19 protein-coding genes, 1 tRNA gene and 1 pseudogene are annotated in these 16444 nt (G+C 67.8%); 15 read left to right on the top strand and 6 right to left on the bottom strand.

The genetic code is table 11. From position 1 onward, the window contains the following. Nucleotides 1-659, bottom strand: a pseudogene (locus DSP71_RS13500) (hypothetical protein); the annotation flags it as partial. Between the two features lie 21 nt (nt 660-680). Next, nucleotides 681-2525: an HSP90 family protein gene (locus tag DSP71_RS13505; protein ID WP_113681340.1), complete on the bottom strand. Its 1845-nt coding sequence runs from the start codon at nt 2523-2525 to the stop codon at nt 681-683. Between the two features lie 174 nt (nt 2526-2699). Here DSP71_RS13505 and DSP71_RS13510 point away from each other — a divergent pair. The 9 genes from DSP71_RS13510 to DSP71_RS13550 all read left to right on the top strand — a co-directional run bounded on the left by DSP71_RS13510 (nt 2700) and on the right by DSP71_RS13550 (nt 8479). Next, a tRNA-Trp gene (locus DSP71_RS13510) sits at nt 2700-2772 on the top strand. A 40-nt stretch (nt 2773-2812) separates the two neighbouring features. Next, on the top strand, nt 2813-3085 hold the full coding sequence (gene secE, locus DSP71_RS13515) for a preprotein translocase subunit SecE (protein ID WP_017201518.1): 273 nt from the start codon (nt 2813-2815) through the stop codon (nt 3083-3085). Nucleotides 3086-3127: 42 nt separating this feature from the next. Next, on the top strand, nt 3128-4165 hold the full coding sequence (gene nusG, locus DSP71_RS13520; RefSeq protein WP_113681341.1) for a transcription termination/antitermination protein NusG: 1038 nt from the start codon (nt 3128-3130) through the stop codon (nt 4163-4165). A 246-nt stretch (nt 4166-4411) separates the two neighbouring features. Beyond that, complete coding sequence (gene rplK, locus DSP71_RS13525) at nt 4412-4843, top strand: 50S ribosomal protein L11 (protein ID WP_046747864.1); 432 nt, start codon at nt 4412-4414, stop codon at nt 4841-4843. A gap of 11 nt (nt 4844-4854) precedes the next feature. Continuing rightward, on the top strand, nt 4855-5544 hold the full coding sequence (rplA, locus tag DSP71_RS13530) for a 50S ribosomal protein L1 (RefSeq protein ID WP_046747865.1): 690 nt from the start codon (nt 4855-4857) through the stop codon (nt 5542-5544). Between the two features lie 172 nt (nt 5545-5716). Continuing rightward, nucleotides 5717-6538, top strand: coding sequence for an amino acid ABC transporter substrate-binding protein (locus tag DSP71_RS13535; protein WP_061015299.1), 822 nt, complete (start codon nt 5717-5719; stop codon nt 6536-6538). A gap of 3 nt (nt 6539-6541) precedes the next feature. Next, nucleotides 6542-7207 carry an amino acid ABC transporter permease gene (locus DSP71_RS13540; RefSeq protein WP_113681342.1) on the top strand — a complete coding sequence of 222 codons (666 nt, stop codon included), beginning with the start codon at nt 6542-6544 and terminating at the stop codon, nt 7205-7207. After that, the gene (locus DSP71_RS13545; RefSeq protein ID WP_113681343.1) at nt 7194-7997 is read left to right on the top strand and encodes an amino acid ABC transporter ATP-binding protein; all 804 of its coding nucleotides are present in this window, start codon (nt 7194-7196) and stop codon (nt 7995-7997) included. Before DSP71_RS13540 ends, DSP71_RS13545 begins: the two co-directional genes overlap by 14 nt. Nucleotides 7998-8122: 125 nt before the next feature. Beyond that, nucleotides 8123-8479: an iron chaperone gene (locus DSP71_RS13550; RefSeq protein WP_113681344.1), complete on the top strand. Its 357-nt coding sequence runs from the start codon at nt 8123-8125 to the stop codon at nt 8477-8479. 4 nt (nt 8480-8483) lie between these two features. Here DSP71_RS13550 and DSP71_RS13555 read toward each other — a convergent pair whose 3' ends face one another. Continuing rightward, on the bottom strand, nt 8484-9146 hold the full coding sequence (locus tag DSP71_RS13555) for a LysE/ArgO family amino acid transporter (RefSeq protein WP_113681345.1): 663 nt from the start codon (nt 9144-9146) through the stop codon (nt 8484-8486). A 70-nt stretch (nt 9147-9216) separates the two neighbouring features. Between DSP71_RS13555 and DSP71_RS13560 the strand changes: the two genes are divergently transcribed. Beyond that, nucleotides 9217-10161: a LysR family transcriptional regulator ArgP gene (locus DSP71_RS13560; protein WP_179515836.1), complete on the top strand. Its 945-nt coding sequence runs from the start codon at nt 9217-9219 to the stop codon at nt 10159-10161. On the opposite strand, the gene DSP71_RS13565 is transcribed toward DSP71_RS13560, so the two are convergent. Both DSP71_RS13565 and DSP71_RS13570 read right to left on the bottom strand, forming a co-directional pair. Next, the gene (locus DSP71_RS13565; RefSeq protein ID WP_113681347.1) at nt 10100-10615 is read right to left on the bottom strand and encodes a MarR family winged helix-turn-helix transcriptional regulator; all 516 of its coding nucleotides are present in this window, start codon (nt 10613-10615) and stop codon (nt 10100-10102) included. The genes DSP71_RS13560 and DSP71_RS13565 overlap by 62 nt on opposite strands. Next, nucleotides 10602-12317 carry an MDR family MFS transporter gene (locus DSP71_RS13570; protein WP_113681348.1) on the bottom strand — a complete coding sequence of 572 codons (1716 nt, stop codon included), beginning with the start codon at nt 12315-12317 and terminating at the stop codon, nt 10602-10604. The genes DSP71_RS13565 and DSP71_RS13570 overlap by 14 nt, the downstream gene beginning before the upstream one ends. 279 nt (nt 12318-12596) lie before the next feature. On the opposite strand from DSP71_RS13570, the gene DSP71_RS13575 reads away from it, so the two are divergent. From DSP71_RS13575 to DSP71_RS13595, 5 genes are read left to right on the top strand one after another with little or no spacing between them, the layout of a single operon-like run. Beyond that, complete coding sequence (locus tag DSP71_RS13575) at nt 12597-13217, top strand: SipW-dependent-type signal peptide-containing protein (RefSeq protein ID WP_113681349.1); 621 nt, start codon at nt 12597-12599, stop codon at nt 13215-13217. A 7-nt stretch (nt 13218-13224) separates the two neighbouring features. Then, nucleotides 13225-13842, top strand: coding sequence for a SipW-dependent-type signal peptide-containing protein (locus DSP71_RS13580; protein WP_061015381.1), 618 nt, complete (start codon nt 13225-13227; stop codon nt 13840-13842). A gap of 27 nt (nt 13843-13869) precedes the next feature. Beyond that, nucleotides 13870-14484, top strand: a complete 615-nt coding sequence (locus DSP71_RS13585) for a signal peptidase I (protein ID WP_113681350.1) — start codon at nt 13870-13872, stop codon at nt 14482-14484. Then, nucleotides 14481-15125 carry an LPXTG cell wall anchor domain-containing protein gene (locus DSP71_RS13590; RefSeq protein WP_113681351.1) on the top strand — a complete coding sequence of 215 codons (645 nt, stop codon included), beginning with the start codon at nt 14481-14483 and terminating at the stop codon, nt 15123-15125. Before DSP71_RS13585 ends, DSP71_RS13590 begins: the two co-directional genes overlap by 4 nt. Then, complete coding sequence (locus DSP71_RS13595) at nt 15112-15609, top strand: hypothetical protein (RefSeq protein ID WP_113681352.1); 498 nt, start codon at nt 15112-15114, stop codon at nt 15607-15609. Before DSP71_RS13590 ends, DSP71_RS13595 begins: the two co-directional genes overlap by 14 nt. A 94-nt stretch (nt 15610-15703) precedes the next feature. On the opposite strand, the gene DSP71_RS13600 is transcribed toward DSP71_RS13595, so the two are convergent. Next, nucleotides 15704-16384: a YqaJ viral recombinase family protein gene (locus DSP71_RS13600; protein ID WP_046747878.1), complete on the bottom strand. Its 681-nt coding sequence runs from the start codon at nt 16382-16384 to the stop codon at nt 15704-15706. Nucleotides 16385-16444: the final 60 nt, after the last annotated feature.

A 16444-nucleotide genomic window follows, 5' to 3' on the forward strand; every position in this document is an offset into this window, starting at 1 on the left:
GGGAGCAGCACGCGGGACAGGGCGTGCTCCGGCTCTTCGCCGCAGGAGAAGCCGCCTTCGATCATCTCCTCTACCAACACGATCGCCTCGGCGTCGCGATCGGTGTCGGCGAAGAATCCGGCGAACTGGCTGCGTCCGCACGCGTCGCAGTGGCTGTGGTCGTCGCGCGGCGTGGCCTCGAGCTGCACGCGGAGCGCCTCGGCCTCGTCCATGCGTCCGGCATCCCAGGCGTCTTCGAAACGAGCCGTGAGCACCCCGCTGACGCCGAGGCCTGCGGCACGGTAGTGAGACTCCATGTCGTCGAGGACGGCGGCGATCTGCTCCTGGGAGAAGGCCGGAGAGGACCTCAGCGACGAGGCCATCCACTTGAACTGCCACATCAGATCGGCGCCGCCGTTGTCGAGGTCGGCGGGGAAGCGCTGCGGGTCCGCGTCGTGATGAGCGAGGCACCACGCGAACGAGTTCAGCATGACGTCGGTCGCACCGTTCATGTTCGCCGAGGCCGTCTGGCGCATCCTGGCCTCGTACTCGAGCCGCTCGTCGCCGATCTCCACCGCGAGGGCCACTGCCTCGGAGACCAGGGCCTGCTCTGCGGGACCCCAGGGAGTGCGATCGATCTCCTCGATCAGCTGCTGGAAGCGCTTCTTCGGACGTGCCATGGACAGAACCTTTCGGGAGGGTCAGCGGGCGTCGCCGAAGGGAAGGGTGTCTCCCTCCAGACCGGCCGAGAGCGAGACGAGGTCGGAGAGGGCGCTGGTCATCAGCGCCCGGTCGGCGTCGGCGAGCGGGTGATGCCCGGCCAGGAGAGCCTGGATGTAGAGCAGCTGCACGGTGCGAGCGAAGACCGCCTCATCCTGCACCCTCACCAGGGCGCGCACCACCCTGTTCGACCAGTTCAGGCACAGTCGGGCGCGCAGATCCTCCTCCCGGGCGGAGGACAGGGTCTGGTCGATGCGGTCGAGCACGCCACCCCAGAGCGATCCGGTGATGCCCTTGGTGCGGCCGCGGTCGATCGCCCTGAGCACCTCGGGGTCGGCCACGTAGAGGGCGGCGAGGTCGGGGCGATCGATGGATCGCACGACAACGGAGCAGTCGGACGCCGCGAGCACCGCACCGGCACGGGCTTCCAGCGCCACCGCGGAGTCGCGGTCGTCGAGGGGCGGCGGGTCGAGCCGGTCGAGTTCGCCCGTGACGTCCACCTGCTCGACGGTGACGTGGGGGTACAGGTCCGGCAGCATCCGGATGAGGTCGGAATCGTAGAGGTAGCCGCCGTTGACGAGCACCTCGTCTGCGGGAGAGATGCCTGCCACCTGCCGGAACTCGTCCACTGTCTGCGCGTACCTGATGTGCGGGTATCGCTCGACGAGGTCGCCGATGCGCATGGCGCCGTGCGTGGTCTCGACGGTCAGCCAGCGCGAGATGAAGTGGGAGAGCTCTTCGTCGTGGCGCACCAGCGACTTGAGCCCGACCTCGTGCACGGCGACGAACTGGGCGAGACGATGCGGTTCGCGCAGCCCCAGCTCCAGCACCCAGCGGCGGATCCCGGCGCCCAGCTGCTCGCGCACGCGCTCGAGGGCGGCGTCCTCGACGAGCGATTCCCTGCTCGCGGTCGGGGCGAGTCCGGTGGAGTCGACCACGGCCCGCACGAAGAAGGCCCAGTCGGGGAGCACGTCGTCGACGCGTTCGGAGAGCAGCATCCGGCCGAGGTACATGCGGGTCGCCTGGCGTGCGCCGGGCGGCGGGGCGAACGGCAGCACGTAGGCGAGGCCCCGGGTGCCCGTCGCCGGCTCGCTGAGCTCGATGACGTCGAGCGGACTCGCACCGAGAAGGTCGCGACCGAAGTCGACGGCGGCCTCGGGGTGCTGTGCGGCGTGCAGGAACGGGGCGTCCCTGGTGATGTCGACATCGCCGGCCGCGGTGTCGATCGTGACGCGCACGGGGAGGAACTCGCCGAACGTCGTGGCCAGCTCGCGCACGGCTGCGGGACGCAGCAGCTCGTCGGCGTCGAACCGCGGGACGAGATGCACGCTGGTCCCGATCGGCAGCTCCTCGTCGATCTCCGTCACCTGGAACGTGCCGTCCGCGCTCCCCGTCCACTCGACCGAAGCGCCGCCGCGGGCGCTGCGGGAGCGGATGACGATCGTGTCGGCGACCATGAAGCAGCTCAGCAGACCGATGCCGAATTGGCCGAGATAGTCGCTGCGCGGGAGGTCGAAGATGTCGCGCTTGGAGCTGCGTCCGACGGTCGCCAGCAGGTCGGCGACCTCGGCGGACGTCAACCCCACCCCGTCGTCGCGCAGCACGAACTCGCCGTTCTCCGCGGTCAGCGGAGTGATCCGGATGCGCCCGCCGCCGCCGTCGACCTCCCGGCGGGCGGTGATCGCATCGCGGGCGTTCTGCAACAGCTCCCGCAGGTACACGCGAGGACTGGAGTAGATGTGCCGGCTGAGCAGATCGACGACTCCGCGCAGATCCACCTGGAACTGCTGCACTTCAGCGCTCACCGGCGCTCCCTCCTCCTGCATACGCTCGCCGAGCCTAACAAGAACACGCCATCGTCATCCCGGTTCGGCGCCGCCGCATCGATGCCGTATGCTTGTGGGGCAGTTGTTCTCTGCATTCTTTCGCCGTGCCTGGGGTCTCCGGGTCGCAGTCGCGGTGGCAGGGTGGGGAGAGCACCCCGAGACCTCCCGGTCTCTAGGGCGGTAGCTCAATTGGCAGAGCAGCGGTCTCCAAAACCGCAGGTTGCAGGTTCGATTCCTGTCCGCCCTGCGCGTCAGCGCAACGCTGACACACGAAAGGTACATTCAGGATGGATCAGGACGAACCGCGCGGCGAGGTCGTCGCGGCCGGCGCCACCCGCGAGAAGAAGGGCAACCCCTTCTCCCGGTTCTTCGGGAGCATCGCCCTGTTCATCCGCCAGGTCATCGCCGAGCTCCGCAAGGTCGTCACCCCGACTCGCAAGGAGCTGTTCAAGTTCACCGGGGTGGTGCTCGTCTTCGTGATCATCGTCATGGGCATCGTCTACGGCTTGGACACGCTGTTCGCGTTCGTGACGCACTGGGTGTTCGGAATCCCTGGCTGATGACCCCCGCGGCTCGCGCCGCAGCTATGGAGAAGAAGCAAAGTGTCTGAACGATATTCCGACGACGCCGACTGGGCGACCGCCGCTGAGCAGTCCAGCGAGGAAGACGAGGCCCAGGAGGGCAACGTCCTCGCTGAGGAAGAGCTCTCGGTCACCTCGGCTGAGCACGTCGCCGTCCACGTCGAAGACGAGGACGGCGAAGAGGATGACGTGGTTGACACCGACATCGACATCGACGACCCGGAGGCGGACGCCATCGTGAACGACGCTCTCAACCTGGACGAAGCGGCTGAGTCCGAGGCCGCCGCCGAGGTTCTCAACGAATCCGTGGCCGAAGAGGTCGCCGAGCAGGAGGCGGAGGCGGCCGACGAGGTCACCCCGTACGACGGCCCCGACGTGAACGGTGAAGACGACCGTCCAGCGGGCGAGGACGCCGAGTCCGAGGACGACGCGGAGGAGGACCCGTACGAGGCCTTCCGCATGGACCTCCGCATGCTCCCGGGCAAGTGGTACGTCATCCACTCCTACGCCGGTTTCGAGCGCAAGGTCAAGGCCAACATCGAGCAGCGCAAGTCGACGCTCGAGGTCGAGGACGAGATCTACCAGGTCGAGGTCCCGATGGAAGACGTGGTCGAGATCAAGAACGGCCAGCGCAAGATGGTCACCCGCGTGCGCATCCCCGGCTACGTGCTGGTGCGCATGGAGCTCACGGAGGACACCTGGTCCGTCGTCCGCCACACGCCCGGTGTGACCGGCTTCGTGGGCAACGCCCACAACCCGACGCCGCTGCGCTTCGAGGAGGCCTTCAACATGCTGAAGTCGCTCGTCGAGGTCAAGGACGTGCCGACCGCCAAGAACATCGCGTCGAAGGGCGGCGTCGCCGTCGCTCGTCCGCTGCCCGCAGAGGTCGACTTCGAGGTCGGCGAGACCATCACGATCAAGGAGGGCTCGTTCGCGGGTCTTCCCGGTTCGATCAGCGAGATCAAGCCCGAGAGCGGCAAGCTCACGGTGCTCGTCTCCCTCTTCGAGCGCGAGACCCCGGTCGAGCTGTCGTTCGACCAGGTCACCAAGATGATCTGACACCCGTCAGCGAGAACGGCCGTCCCATTCGGGGCGGCCGTTCTGCGTTGGTACATCCGACCGGGGCAGGGGGATCCGGAGACGTCCGTCGCTGCGCTCCGGATCAGGTAGACTTGTGTGGTTTGTGCGACAGCCCGCATGGGTCCCTGAGCTTGTCGAAGGGCGCGCAGACGACCACGTTCCGGAAACGCCGGATCCGTGGGAGAAGCGGATGCTCCGGTATCCGATTCGATGAAAGGAAAGAGAATGGCACCGAAGAAGAAGGTGACCGGCCTGATCAAGCTTCAGATCAACGCCGGTGCAGCCAACCCGGCGCCGCCGATCGGCCCCGCGCTCGGTCAGCATGGCGTCAACATCATGGAGTTCTGCAAGGCGTACAACGCCGCGACCGAGTCGCAGCGCGGCAACGTCATCCCCGTCGAGATCACCGTCTACGAGGACCGCAGCTTCACCTTCGTCCTGAAGACCCCGCCCGCGGCGGAGCTCATCAAGAAGGCCGCAGGCGTCCCCAAGGGCTCTGCAACCCCGCACACCGTCAAGGTCGCGAAGATCACCAAGGACCAGGTCCGTCAGATCGCCGAGCAGAAGCAGGCCGACCTGAACGCGAACGACATCGAGGCCGCCTCGAAGATCATCGCCGGCACCGCCCGTTCCATGGGCATCACGGTCGAGGGCTGAGGAGAATAATCATGGCTACCAAGTCCAAGGCTTACAAGGCTGCCGCCGAGAAGATCGAGGCAGACCGTTTCTACACCCCGACCGAGGCCGTCGCCCTCGCGAAGGAGACCGGCTCGTCGAAGTTCGACTCGACCGTCGAGGTCGCGCTGAAGCTCGCCGTCGACCCCCGCAAGGCGGACCAGATGGTGCGCGGCACCGTCATCCTGCCCCACGGCACCGGTAAGACCGCCCGCGTCATCGTGTTCGCCACCGGCCCCGCAGCCGAGGCAGCGATCGCCGCAGGTGCAGATGAGGTCGGCGGCGCCGAGCTCATCCAGAAGGTCGCCGACGGTTGGACCAACTTCGACGCCGCCGTCTCCACCCCGGAGCTCATGGGCCAGGTCGGTCGTCTCGGAAAGGTGCTCGGACCCCGTGGTCTGATGCCGAACCCGAAGACCGGCACCGTGACCCCGAACCCGGCCAAGGCCGTCGAGGAGATCAAGGGCGGAAAGATCGAGTTCCGCGTCGACAAGCACGCCAACGTGCACTTCGTCGTCGGCAAGGCCTCCTTCACCGCCGAGCAGCTCGACGAGAACATCGGCGCAGCGCTCGAGGAGATCGTCCGCCTCAAGCCGTCGAGCTCGAAGGGCCGTTACATCCAGAAGGGTGCGGTGTCGACCACGTTCGGCCCCGGCATCCCGCTGGACGTCAACGCCATCTGAGTCTGACTCTCTGAAACGCCCCCGGGTCCGCCCGGGGGCGTTTCTGCGTCCCGTCGGAACCGCGAAACGCAACGTCATCGGATGCGGGGAACCGACATGCGCCACGTACTGTGGGGGAGTTCCCGTGACGGTCGCGTAAACTCGCACCGCGCTTCACACCCCAGGAGGGTTCATGTCCCGTCGTCTCATCGCCGTCACCGCACTCGTCGCCGCCGCCGCGGTCCTGACCGCCTGCAGCGGGTCCAGCACTCCCGCGAGCACCTCGGGCTCCGGTGAGAGCTCCGCGAGCTCGGAGTACGGCCTCGCGAAGGACGGCGTCCTCACCGTCGGTACGGAGGGCACGTATCGTCCCTTCAGTTTCCACGGCGACAACGGAGCGGGCGACCTGACCGGCTACGACGTGGAGATCATCGAGGCCGTCGCAGACAAGCTCGGCCTCGACGTGAAGTTCGAGGAGACCCAGTGGGATGCGATCTTCGCGGGGCTCGACGCCGGTCGGTTCGACGTGATCGCCAACCAGGTCACGATCAACGACGAGCGTGAGGCCAAGTACCTCTTCAGCACCCCGTACACCGTCTCTCCGGGCGTGATCGTCGTGGCCGAGGACGACGACTCGATCTCGTCCTTCGCCGATCTCAAGGGCAAGACCACCGCGCAGTCCCTCACCAGCAACTGGAACGACCTCGCCACCGAGTCCGGCGCCAAGGTCGAGGGTGTCGAGGGGTGGGCCCAGGCGGTCGAGTTGCTCCGCCAGGGCCGCGTCGACGCGACCATCAACGACAAGCTCACCTTCCTCGACTACGAGACCACCAACAGCCCGACCGGACTGAAGATCGCGGCCGAGACCGATGAGGCGGGCAAGTCGGCGTTCGCGTTCACCAAGGACAAGGAAGCTCTCGTCACGGCCGTCGACGGAGCGCTCGACGAGCTCCGCGCTGACGGCACCCTGGCGGAGATCAGCAAGAAGTACTTCGGCGAAGACGTCTCCCAGTAATCGATGGAGAGTCCCTGGCAGCTGTTCCTCGACTCGCTCGGGCCGATCGCCTGGGCGGGTCTGACAGCGACGGTGCCGCTCGCGCTGGCGTCGTTCTCCCTGGGGCTGATCATCGCCATCGGCATCGCGCTGATGAGGATCTCGGTGAACCCGATCCTCTCGGGCATCGCGCGGTTCTACATCTCGGTGATCCGCGGGACGCCGCTGCTGGTGCAGCTTTTCGTGATCTTCTACGGCATGCCGTCGATCGGGATCACGATCGACCCGTGGCCGAGCGCGATCATCGCGCTGTCGCTCAACGTCGGCGGCTACGGCGCCGAGGTGGTGCGTGCGGCCATCCTCTCGGTCCCGCAGGGGCAGTGGGAGGCGGCGTACACGGTGGGCATGAACCGCACCCGCACGCTCACCCGCATCATCCTGCCGCAGGCCGCGCGCGTGTCCGTCCCGCCGCTGTCGAACACCTTCATCTCGCTGGTCAAGGACACCTCGCTCGCGTCGCTGATCCTCGTCACCGAGCTGTTCAAGGTGGCGCAGCAGATCGCCTCGACGACGTACGAGTTCATGGTGCTGTACCTCGCTGCGGCGCTCGTCTACTGGGTGCTCTGCCTGGTGCTGTCGTTCGGCCAGAGCGCCCTCGAGAGGAGGCTCGACAGCCGTGTCGCGCACTGACAACACCGCAGAGGCTTTGCTCACCGCCCGCGGCCTGCGCAAGAGCTTCGGCGACAACGAGGTGCTCCGGGGGATCGACCTGACCCTGCACCGCGGAGAGGTCGTCGTGCTCATCGGGCCCAGCGGTTCCGGCAAGACCACGGTGCTGCGCGCCCTCAACGGTCTCGAGACGCCTGACGCCGGCACGATCGTGGTCGACGGCGGGCCCGAGATCGACTTCGCCCCCGCGGTGAAGCCCTCGCCCCGGGTGCAGAAGCAGAAGCGGCTCGCCCTGCGCGACCGGTCGGCGATGGTGTTCCAGCACCACAACCTGTTCCCGCACCTCACTGTCCTCGAGAACGTCATCGAGGGTCCGTGGCGCGTGCAGGGTCGACCGAGAGCCGAGGTCGTCGCCGAGGCGCTCATCCTCCTCGATCGCGTGGGTCTGGCCGACAAGTCTGACGCCCGGCCGCATCAGCTCTCCGGAGGACAGCAGCAGCGCGTCGGGATCGTGCGGGCGCTCGCGCTCAAGCCCGACCTGCTGCTGTTCGACGAGCCGACGAGCGCGCTGGATCCCGAGCTGGTGGGGGAGGTGCTGCTCGTCATCAAGGAGCTGGCGGACGAGAACTGGACCATGGCCGTGGTCACGCACGAGCTCAGCTTCGCGCGGGAAGCCGCGGATCACGTGCTGTTCATGGACGGCGGCGTCGTCGTCGAACAGGGCCCACCTGCCCAGCTCTTCAGTGCACCCACGCACGAGCGCACGCAGCGGTTCCTCACCCGCATCATGCGTCCTCTCGACGGTGCCTGAACTCCACGGTGCCTGAACTCCACGGTGCCTGAACTCCACGGTGCCTGAACTCCACCGTGCCTGAGCAGAGGCGCTGAGCCCGCGCGACCCTCGCCTCTGAGGTGGATCGGTGAGAGGATGCCCTCGTGGGCACCATCGACGACTATCTCGCGGACCTCGAACCGGCCGATCGGGCCGCGATCGATCGTGTCTACGCGGTCGCGCGTACGGAGGTGCCGGATGCGGAGCAGGGCAAGGGCTACGGGATGCCGGCGCTCGTGCACCACGGCAAGCCGCTGCTCTCGGTGATGCGGGCCAAGAAGCACATCGGCGTCTACCCGTTCAGTCCCGATGCTGTGGCGGCCGTCGCCGACGCGCTCGGGAACCACCCCGGAGCCAGCGTCGACAAGGGCACCATCCGGTTCCAGCCAGAGCATCCGATCCCGACCGAAGTGCTGGAGACTCTCGTCCGCGCGCGTCTCGCTCAGATCGACGCCTCCTGATCCGTCACGCTCCCAGCACGGGGAGGACGAGACTGATCGCGATCGAGATCATGACGGCGGCGATCAGGGCGTCGAGGATGCGCCACGACCGTGGGGTGCGCAGCCATCGTCCGAGATAGCGTGCCCCGAAGCCCAACGCGGTGAACCACAGCACGCTCGCGGCCATCGCCCCGACGGCGAAGAGCCAGCGCTGATCACCGTGGGTGGCCGCGATCGAACCGAGCATCAGCACCGTGTCGAGGTACACGTGCGGATTGAGCCAGGTGAGCGCGAGGGTGGTCAGGATGACCGGTGCCAGCCGTGTGCGGGTCATCGTGGGCGTCGTGCCTCCCGCGGTCGGGGCGCGGAGTGACGCGGAGTCCGCCGCGTCGACGTCGAGCTCCTCGCCGCCCCGCCAGGCCCTCCGCGCGGCGAGTACTCCGTAGGTGAGCAGGAACAGCGCGCCCGCCCATCGGGCGACCACGACCAGCCAGGGTGCGGCGGAGATCACGAAGCCGAGGCCGGCGACACCCGCGGCGATCAGCGCTGCATCGGAGAGCGCGCAGATGATCACCACGGCCAGGACGTGCTCGCGACGGATTCCCTGACGCAGCACGAACACGTTCTGCGCGCCGATGGCGACGATGAGGGAGAGGCCGAGTCCGAGGCCGGCGAGATTCGTGAGCATGTGTCCAGCGTAGAAACGGACACACATGAAGAGAAGCGAAGATTCCTACGGAACCATTAGCCTGGCTTATGTGCGTATCGACCCGGAACTCGCGAACACCCTCGCCGCGATCGTCGATGAGGGAACGCTGGACGCGGCTTCGAGGCGTCTGCAGATCACGCCGTCCGCGGTGAGCCAGCGTTTGAAGACCCTCGAGCAGCAGCTCGGCCGCATCCTGGTGGTGCGCACCAAACCCGCACGCCTGACCGAGGCGGGGGAGGCCGTCGTCCGTCTGGCCAGACAGATCTCCCTGCTGGAGCATGACGCGCTCGCGGGGGTGGGCATCGACGACCCGGACGGCTCTCCACGCATCACGGTGCCTCTCGCGGTGAACGCCGACTCGATGGCGACGTGGTTCCTGGCCCCGCTCGCGCGACTCTCCGCACGGCACGACATCGACTTCGACCTGCATCGCGACGATCAGAACTTCACGGCCCGCCTGCTCGAATCGGGCGCGGTGATGGCGGCCGTCACGAGCGAGGAGACCCCCGTCACCGGCTGCTCCGTGTCACCGCTCGGGGTGCTCGAGTATCGCGCGATGGCCGAGCGGGAGTTCGCCGCACGCTGGTTCCCCGACGGGGCGACCTCGTCGGCGCTGGCCGGAGCGCCGTTCGTCGACTTCGACCGCAGGGACACCCTGCAACATGAATGGCTCAGGGCGATGTCGGTCGAGCAGGCGGGCGTCCCGCGTCATTACGTTCCGGCGTCACACGACTACGCGCTGGCGGTCGCTCTGGGGCTCGGGTGGGGCATGGTGCCGGTGCTGCAGGATTCGGGTGGACTCGTGCCCCTGGGCGGCCCCGTGCTTCGGGTGCAGCTCTACTGGCAGCAGTGGAACCTGCGATCGGAGCTGCTCGACACGATCGCCGCTGAGGTCGCGGACGAGGCTCGACGGGTGCTCGGGGCTCCTTCGCTCAGTCGGCCGCGCTCGTCCGCGGCGTCACCCCGGCCCCGAGGGCGTGCAGCAGCCGGGTGAGGTTCCCGATGTCCGCGAGGCTCCACTCCTGGAGCGTGCGCAGCAGCATGCCCTCCTGCGGAAGTCGGGCTGCGGACAGCCTCTCCGTGCCGAGCGGCGTGAGCTCGAGCAGGGAGGAGCGTCCGTCGGCGGGGTCGGCCGTGCGTTCGATGAGACCGAGGTCCTCCAGCTCACGCACCGTCCGACTCACCTGTCCCTTGTCCATGAGCATCCGCTCGGACAGTGCGGACACGGTCACCTGTTCGCACCGTGCGATCGTGGTGAAGATCTTGTAGGCGCCTGGCAGCAGCCCAGGGCTCACACGGTTCGCGTTCTCGGTGATCACGCGGCGGAAGTGCGTGATCAGCTCACCGAACTCCGCCTCGAGGGCGCGGACCGCTTCGGCCCGCGCCTCCGGGGTGTCGGCGTCGTCCGCGGTGTGGGCGGTGCCGGGGGTGTAGTCAGCGTCGGACATCGGACGAGGCGTCTCCATGGTCGTCGGCGCGATGGATGACGCCCACCGCGCCGGTCGTCGGAGCGCCGGAGAGTGCCTCCGCGTCGGCGATCGCGACGTCGGATGCCTCTGCCGCACGGCCGTCGTCCTCCTTCGCGGCATCCGCGTGGGCGCGCTCGGTCGTCGTCATCGTGGTCAGCGGGCGGTTCGGCAGGAACAGGATCGCCACAAGGCTGATCACGGCGAGCGGAATGCCGATCAGGAACGCGTGCGAGATCGCCTGCGCGTAGAAATCCTCGATGATCGAGCGCACCGGTTCGGGGAGCAGGCGCACCTCCGGCAGTGTTCCGCTGGACAGCTGGGCTGCGACCTCCGCACCCTTGTCACCCAGTTGAGCGATCGCTGCTCCGATGCGCTCCTTGCCGTCGCTGAACAGACCGGTGAGGCTGTTCGCGAGCACGGCACCCATCACCGAGACGCCGATCGTGCCGCCGAGGCTGCGGAAGAAGGTCACACCGGAGCTCGCGACGCCCATCTCGCTGGGCTTGGCGACGTTCTGCACGATGAGCACGAGGTTCTGCATCGTCATGCCGACGCCGGCGCCCATCACGAACATGTAGATCGAGACGAGGGCGAAGTTCGTGTCGTAGTGCAGGGTCGACAGCATCACCGATCCGGCGATCAGCAGCACGGAGCCCAGGATCAGGTAGCCCTTCCACCTGCCGAACCGCGTGACGAGCTGGCCGATGACCATCGAGGCGATCAGGAGCCCTGCCATCATCGGGAGGGTCATGAGCCCGGCCTCGGTCGGTGTGGCGCCACGGGACAGCTGCATGTACTGCGCGAGGTACACCGAGGTGCCGAACATCGCGACGCCGATCGAGATCGACGCGAGCACCGAGAGGATGAAGGTGCGACCGCGGAAGAGCGTGAGCGGGATCAGCGGTTCGCGCACCCGGAGTTCCACGATGATGAAGGCGATGGCCGAGACGATCGCTCCGCCGACCATGAGCACGGTCTCCGTGCTCCACCAGTCGAAGGTCGATCCCGCGTTGGTGATCCAGATGAGGATCAGTGAGACGGCCGCGGAGAGCAGCACGATGCCGACGTAGTCGATCGAGACCTTGCGGGTGCGTTCGGTGCTGATATGGAGCGTCTTCTGCAGGATGATGAGGGCGGCGACCGCGAAAGGCAGGGCGACGAAGAAGTTCCATCGCCAGTTCGCGACATCGGTGATCCATCCGCCGAGCAGCGGGCCGCCCACCGTCGCGACGGCCATCACGGCGCCGAACAGGCCCATGTACCGGCCGCGCTCGCGGGGGCTGATGATGTCGGCCATGATCACCTGGCTGAGGGCCGCGAGTCCGCCGCCGCCGATGCCCTGGATGGCACGGAACGCGATGAGCGTGTTGGTGTCCTGCGCGAAGCCGGCGGCAGCCGTCGCGCCGACGAAGACGACGATGGCGATCTGGATCAGCAGCTTGCGGTTGAAGAGATCCGCGAGCTTGCCCCAGATGGGCGTCGAGATGGCGGTGGTGAGCAGAGTCGCGGTGATGACCCATGTGTAGGCGGCCTGGTCGCCGCCGAGGTCGTGCACGATGACCGGCATGGAGGTGGAGACCACCGTGGTGGCGATCATCGAGACGAACATGCCGAGCAGGAGGCCGGTGAGGGCTTCGAGCACCTGGCGATGCGTCATCTTGACAGGAGAATCCGGGGTCATGCCTGACCTTTCGCAGAGAGAAGGAGGGGATGCTGCGACCGCTCTGGCGCGCGCGAGATGGTTGAACTGCGTCAACTATACGCTGGTCGTTGATATAGATCAACGATTACCGGAGGTCTCTCCACTCTGCGCGGGATGAGCGAATCTCCTGCGCGAAATCGCCTTGTTCTGCGGATGGGGCGGGGAGAGGATGGCGCAAACGCGCGGATGCGGGGTCGTTGAGGGGGACCGGAACAGAGGCATTCACGCGGTTCTCGAAGTTCCTGAGGGGGAAACGACATGGCAACCAAGGCAACCCAGCGCAAGGTCCTCGCGGTACTGGCGGGAGGGCTCGTGCTCGGCATCGGCACAGCGGTGACGCTCGCGGTGTGGAACGACTCCGAGTTCGCGAACGGCACGTTCACCGCCGGCGCCTTCAACCTCCAAGGATCGACGGACGGCACCACGTATGCCGACCACAACTCCGCAGGCAGTGCAGCCACGCTCGCGTTCACGCTCCCCGCCGGGCTGGTGGGGAACATGTCTCCGACGAGCTCGGTGTACGCCGGATTCTGGGTGCGTCTGGCCGGCGGGACGACGACGGCAGCCAATCTCGTCGCCGACGGCACGACCGCCGACCCCGCAGCGAGCTCCAACACCGGACACCTGTCCTATTCGATCTATCAGCTCGCACCCGGCGCGACCTGCAACGCGGCGAGTGCCACCGGAACGCCGATCGCGACCGGAGCGACGCTCGACGCGCAGACCGGTGCGACGCAGGTGACGCTCGCCGTCGGCAGCCCCACGACAGCTCCCGGTACGGCCGTGCAACTCTGCTTCAAAGTGACGGCGGATGCGTCGCTGACGCCGAGCCTGGTGACCAACGCCACCTGGAAGTTCACGGCCACGTCGACGAGCTGAGTACGTGATGGTCACCCGCAGAGATGTGCGGGAGGGGCGGAGACTTCGATCGCGTCGACTGCGAGCCGTTCTCGCGGGAGGGCTCGTGCTCGGCATCGGCGCCGCCGCCACACTCGCCGCCTGGAACGACTCCGAGTACGGAACAGCGAACTTCACCGCGGGCCGGTTCGACATCGTCGGAGCCGTCGATGGAGCCACGTTCTCGAGCCACGCGACCACCGGCGCGGCCGCGACCCTGAACTTCCAGCTCGCTCCGACCGCCATGGCGCCGGGCAATTCCACCTATGCGTTGTTCAGCGTCAAGACAGCGAACCCGTCCGTTGCAGGAACCCTGCAGCTGTCGGCGGGGACTCCGGGGGGAACGGGACTCGCCGCCTATCTCACCTACGGAGTGCGAACGATCGCCGGTACCACCTGCAACGCGACCACGTACGCGGCCGGGACCGCGGTCGTGGCTGACGGATCGGCGCTCACCGCTGGCGGATCCGCGACGCAGGTCGTCACCGCGAACGGTTCCGCACAAGTGAACTACTGCTTCGCCGTCACGCTCCCGCTCACCGCTGCAAACGCGGCGCAGGGCCTGACGATGACGCAGACCTGGCAGTTCCTCGGGACGTCGTCGTAGCAGCGATGCCAGGGAGAGGACGAGCACATGACGACCCCCACACGGCGGAGCCTGAGGGAGGACAAGACGTCCCTCGCCGCGGTCGAACCCCACGCGACCGCGGCGAGGGTACATTCCCGGATACGACCGGGGCGCGTGATCGGCGACGTGCTGCTCTGGGCGGCGGCGATCGCCGGCGCCGTCTGCATCCTGCTCGTCGTGCTCGCCTTCACGGCGCAGATCACGCTCATCATGTTCCGCACCGGCTCCATGTCGCCCACGATCCCCGCCGGTTCCGTCGCGGTGGTGCAGCGCGTGCCCGCGAGCGAGGTGGTCGTCGGTGATGTGGTCACGGTCGACCGCGAGGGGGAGCTTCCCGTCACCCACCGCGTCACCTCCGTCGTCGCGGGTGCGAGTGCGCCGGAGCGGGTGATCACGATGCGAGGGGATGCGAACGAGGCGGAGGATCCCTTCCCGTACACGGTCTCCTCGGTCAGGAAGGTGGTCTTCGCGGTTCCGGGGGTCGCGTCGATCATCGCCGGGATGGGCAATCCGATGGTGCTGGGAGTCCTGACCGTCGCGGCGACGTCGCTCGTCGTATGGGCCTTCTGGCCGCGCGAGCAGCGCCGAGCCGCTCGCGATCCCGACGGGAACGGCCCATGAGGCGCGCGCTCGCCGCGGTCCTGCTCGTTGTCGCCGTGATCGTGACGCCGGGTGCGGCCTGGGCGGCGCCCACGACACAGGTCATCCAGGGATCCGTTCTCCGTCTGGTCTCCGTCGCGGACTGGGCAGCGGCAGGCAGCCTGTTGCCGGGGCAGCCGGTGCAGTGGGACATCGAGGTGAGTGCTGACGCGCCGGATCCGGGAGTCATCGGGATCGCGGTGAGCGCGACAGGCGAAGCACACCTGCTCCTGGACATCTCGACGTGCGCGGAGGCATGGACGGAGAGCGGATGTCCGGTGGACGCGACGGTCCTGCGCACACGGTGGGACATCCCGCGCGACGGCGTCGAGGTTCCGCTTCTGCAGGTCGCCGATACCGAGACGACACACCTCCGCCTCGCCATCGTCCTCGATCCCGCGGGCGGTTCGGGCGCCGGCAGCACCGATGTCCGCGTGCATGCGCAGGGCGCGGGGGAGACGGTGGTCGCGGGGTCCGACGGTGCCCTGGCGACGACGGGACTTCCCTCCGCGGCGCCGTGGATCGTCGGAGCCGGTGCCGGCCTCATCGGGTCCGGTGCCGTGCTGGTGCTCCGCCGTCGACGCGCTGCTTCGGGGCAGGGGGTGCGAGATGAGGTCTCGTGAGCGTGCACGGATCCTCGCCGGAGTCGTCGGCCTCGCGGTGCTCCTCGGCGTCGCCTCGTCTCCGTCGGTGCAGATGACCGATGCCGCCTTCACCGGCAGCGAGTACGCGACGCGATCGTTCACGGCGTCGACGTTGGCGACTCCGGTGGTGACCTCGTGCACGGTCACGAGTTTTCTCGGCACGTTCACCGGCTTCACGATCACCTGGACCTCGCCGTACCTGACGGTGCAGCAGCGGCTGTCGATCAACAACGTCGTCGTCGACAACAGCAACGTCACGCAGAGCGGCTCCGGCCCGTACACCTACTCGTCGACGATCAGCTCCGGGCTTCTGAACACGCTCCTCGGAAGCCTGCTGGGGTCGACGAACACCGTCAAGGTCGAGAGCATCTACGCGGGAACGTCGTGGGTGTCACCGGCGGCGACGCGCACACTGGCGGTCGGCGGTCTGCTGGGCCTCGGTGGCAACAACACCTGCACCTGAGGACGGCGGACGCAGGGCGGGAGTCAGTCGTGCCGGGTGAGTCGTGCCGGTCGGTGAACTCGTCGGTCGGCGAACTCGTCAGTCGGTGAACTCGTCAGTCGGCGAGGGCCAGAGCACGGAAGGCGTCGCGCTCTCGAAGCTGCTCTCGGCGGCTGGCGGCGGCGTCCACGATCCGGTTCGGAACCTGCTGGCCTGTGGTGCGGCGGTAGAGCTCATCGATGAGGTCGGTGGCGAGTCCGACGAGCTTGGCGATCTCGCGGTCGTCGCGGTCGATCCACACACAGCGCGGCTCGTCGTGGATCGGCGCGAAGTCGACGTGCTCCTCCCACACGAACAGCGTGCGCTCGGCGCCGAGGACGTGCTGCTGCCACCAGATCTGACGGAGGTAGGTGCGCGGGATGCCGCGGAAAGGCTTGTTCGTGGTCTTGATCTCGGCGAGCTTCACGCGCCCGTCCGCGTCGACCGCGATGCCGTCGGGTGTGGCGAGATGACGATGCTCGACTTCGGCGCGGAACAGCGCGGACGAGGGGAGGATGCCGTGGGTGGCCGCCACCCAGGCCGCGATCTCGGGTTCGCGTCGGCGGCCGTGATCCGTGTACGCGTTGCCGCCGAAGCGGGGTCCGCCACCGAGTTTCGAGTCCGCCGCCCTGGCGATCGACTTCTCGGAGGTGAGTCCGGCCACGTCGGTCGCCGTGATGCCCCGGGATCGAGCTCTCAACCAGGCCACGCGGTCACGGGAATCCGCGACGATGCGTGCAGAGAGTTCCGGGGTCACCCTTCGACCCTAACCCCGCCCGCCGACCCTCTCCGCCCTCACACGCCGCCCCCCCCCCCC

The sequence above is a fragment of the Microbacterium sp. H6 genome (assembly GCF_003314775.1).
In the GTDB taxonomy this organism is placed as follows: Bacteria; Actinomycetota; Actinomycetes; order Actinomycetales; family Microbacteriaceae; genus Microbacterium; species Microbacterium oxydans.